At 67.9% G+C, this 2,762-nt stretch carries 3 protein-coding genes; 2 read left to right on the top strand and 1 reads right to left on the bottom strand.

All coding sequences use genetic code 11. The features are described 5' to 3' along the window. Nucleotides 1–646: 646 nt before the first annotated feature. Nucleotides 647–1,123 carry a GNAT family N-acetyltransferase gene (locus LFA75_RS23645; protein WP_225236164.1) on the bottom strand — a complete coding sequence of 159 codons (477 nt, stop codon included), beginning with the start codon at nucleotides 1,121–1,123 and terminating at the stop codon, nucleotides 647–649. A 209-nt stretch (nucleotides 1,124–1,332) separates the two neighbouring features. Here LFA75_RS23645 and LFA75_RS23640 point away from each other — a divergent pair, with 209 nt between their 5' ends. Both LFA75_RS23640 and LFA75_RS23635 read left to right on the top strand, forming a co-directional pair. Next, nucleotides 1,333–1,926 (top strand): recombinase family protein, encoded by a 594-nt coding sequence (locus tag LFA75_RS23640; RefSeq protein WP_225236163.1) that lies wholly within the window; start codon nucleotides 1,333–1,335, stop codon nucleotides 1,924–1,926. Beyond that, nucleotides 1,923–2,153, top strand: a complete 231-nt coding sequence (locus LFA75_RS23635; protein ID WP_225236162.1) for a hypothetical protein — start codon at nucleotides 1,923–1,925, stop codon at nucleotides 2,151–2,153. The genes LFA75_RS23640 and LFA75_RS23635 overlap by 4 nt, the downstream gene beginning before the upstream one ends. Nucleotides 2,154–2,762 lie beyond the last annotated feature (609 nt).

Genomic DNA, 2,762 nt, shown 5'->3' with positions numbered 1-2,762 from the left:
ACCCCCCGCCGGCCCGGCCCGCGACCTCGTGGCCACGGCGACCGCACGAGTCCACCCGCCCGGACCGCGGAGGAAGAGTGACGCGGGCGGGGTGACACACGCCAGTCGGCAGGACCACCGCTGAGCCCGGCGATGGAACGCCGCCGAGATCGCGACGCCTGAACCGTCCTCCAGGGCTGACGGACCCCCGGACAACGGGAGAGGACCGCTCGACCATGGACCACCCGACCAGTGCCCAGAGCTGGTGTCCGACCCCGACGCACCGGTGCCGGGACGGCGGTGCGCAGGGGTCGGCGCACCTCGCATCCGGCGTTGCCGGCCCCGTCACGATCGGCACGCTTGCACGGTCGTCGTGGCCACCCACCCCCCGAGACCGGGCCAGCCCATTGCCTGCCCTGGTCGACGACCCCTGGACACCAGGGCCACCCCGGTGCGCGTCGTCCCGCCCCACTGACTTCCCGGAGCACACACCGCAACCCGTGTCGCAGTGCAGTCAGTGCGGACAACAAACCCCGGTGTGCGGTCCTACCGAATCGGGCCCAGAACCAGGTTCACATCCAACTCCTGGCGAGGCCGAGAGGGGTGACCTTATTCGGGCTGGGCGCTGTCAGATGCCGAAGGCCGGTGCGTAGTGGAAGTCGCCGGGCTAGCCGCTCCACGCCTGGAGGGTCCGTACCTGGAAGTGGTCAGCCCACGACGGGTCGGATGCCTTGATGCCCAGCGGTTCGGCGGGGCGGAAGCCGAATCGCCGGTAGTACCCGGTGTCTCCCAGAAGGACGGCTTCGGGAAAGTCGAGGGGGTCAGCTGCCGCGAGTACAGCGTGCATGAGCGCGCTGCCGATGCCGGTCCCTTGCATGTCGGGGAAGACCCCCAGGGGCGCGAGGCCCACCGAGGTTGCGCCGGCGAGCTGCGCACGGCTGCCGAGAACGTGCCCCACGACCGCGCCGTCCCGTTCGGCGACCAGGGACAGCGCTGGGATGACGTCTCCGGCGGCGCGTAGGGCGTCGACCAGGGTTGCCTCAAACGCGACCGATCCGTCCTCGGTGGCGAACGCGGCGTTGTGGACAGCGTGTACGGCGTCGCGGTCGTTCGGGGTCTCTCTGCGGATCAGCACCCGGAGCACGATGCAGGCGCTAGGGCTGCGCCACAACATGTTTGGCCCGTCGTGTCACAAACCCCCGTATGTGACACCACAGCGGCCGGGTCGGCCGCCGGTCGGGAAACGCCAGGTCGGCACCTGCTTCGACAGGACCGAAACCCGTTCCGAAATCAACGGCCCACAAACCCTGCCTCAGCGTCTTTTGAATCGACATCTCGGCTAGCGTCGGCGGCATGACGGTGGTCGGCTACGCGCGGGTGTCCACGCTCGAGCAGGACCCGGCCCTGCAGCACGACGCGCTCACCGCGGCTGGCGCTGCGAAGGTGTTCACGGACTTCGCCTCCGGCGCCACTGCCCAGCGGCCACAGCTGACGGCTTGCCTGGAATACCTACGCTCCGGCGACACCCTCGCGGTCTGGCGCATCGACCGGCTTGGGCGATCGGTGGAGGACCTCACGCGCATCGTCAACGACCTGGCCGAGCGCGGCATCCAGTTCCGGTCGACCACCGAGGCCATAGACACCACGACCGTGGGTGGTGAGCTCGTCTTCCACGTCTTCGCCGCCGTCGCGCAGATGGAACGCCGGCTCATCCGTGAACGCACCGTGGCCGGCCTTGCCGCGGCCCGAGCCCGCGGCCGCAAGGGTGGCCGCCCCAGCGTCATGACCGATCAGCGCGTGGCAGCAGCTGCCGCCCTGCGCACCCAAGGGCTCACGCTCAACGAGATCGCCGCGTCGCTGGGGGTCGGACGTTCCTCAGTCGTCCGCGCCCTGAGACAGCCAATTGCTGCAGCTGCTCGGCCCAGCACGACCGGCGCGGTGTCGTGAACGGGCGCGCCGTTCGCATTGCGATCGTCGCTGGCGTCGTGGTGGGCTCGATCGTCTGGGTGGTGAGCCTGATGACCATCCCCGTGGTGACCATGTGCGCAGACAGTCCGACCGGTGGCTACTGCGAGAAACAGGGCGGACCTAGCGTGCTGCCTGCCCTGGCCACCGGAGCTCTGACCGCCGGCGTTGTTGGCGCGGTGTTGTGGGTCCGGCAGCGGCGCCGTTAGGCGTTCCGAGTGTCCCGTATGACGCCCCTCTGTGAGAAAACAAATCGGACGGGTCTATCGGGACGCTCGGTGTTTGTGCTGGTCAGCTCGGTGAGCTGACCGAGCCGTGTCCCGGTAGACGGCCGTCTGCGGACACTTTGCCTCGCTAGGCTGAGCCGTCCCACCGAAGGTGCAGTTGTCCGCTACCTTCAGATGCCATCCGATTGGAGGCACCAATGGTGTGGCTTGTATGGTCCGGAATAGTGGTATTCGTTGTAGTACTTCTGGGCATTTCATATTGGTACGACCGCGATGCTCGCCAGCGGGGTGCCAATCCCATGTCAGCTGGCTCGATGGTTGAAGCGACCCGAACCAACCGATGGCAAACGGTGCGTCGCAGCAGCCAGCTATTGCAGGGCGGGGCAACACCACGGTCGCAAGACGCTCATGGTCAGACCTGGAAGAAGCCTTAATTGGCTGCTGCTGTGGGCACTACGGCTAGGTGTTGCGGTGCATGAGGTTGTTGACAGCGGGGCGGTAGGGGCCGGGACGTAGGACGGGTCCCCGGCGGCAGGATGTGAAGCGCTGACCACACGTCCTGACCGACCCGGAGACCCGTCTTGTCCCACG

The organism is Klenkia terrae (genome assembly GCF_900491935.1).
Lineage (GTDB): Bacteria > Actinomycetota > Actinomycetes > Mycobacteriales > Geodermatophilaceae > Klenkia > Klenkia terrae.
Note: the sequence above shows the minus strand (reverse complement) of the source record. Positions and strands in the feature narration are given on the sequence as shown.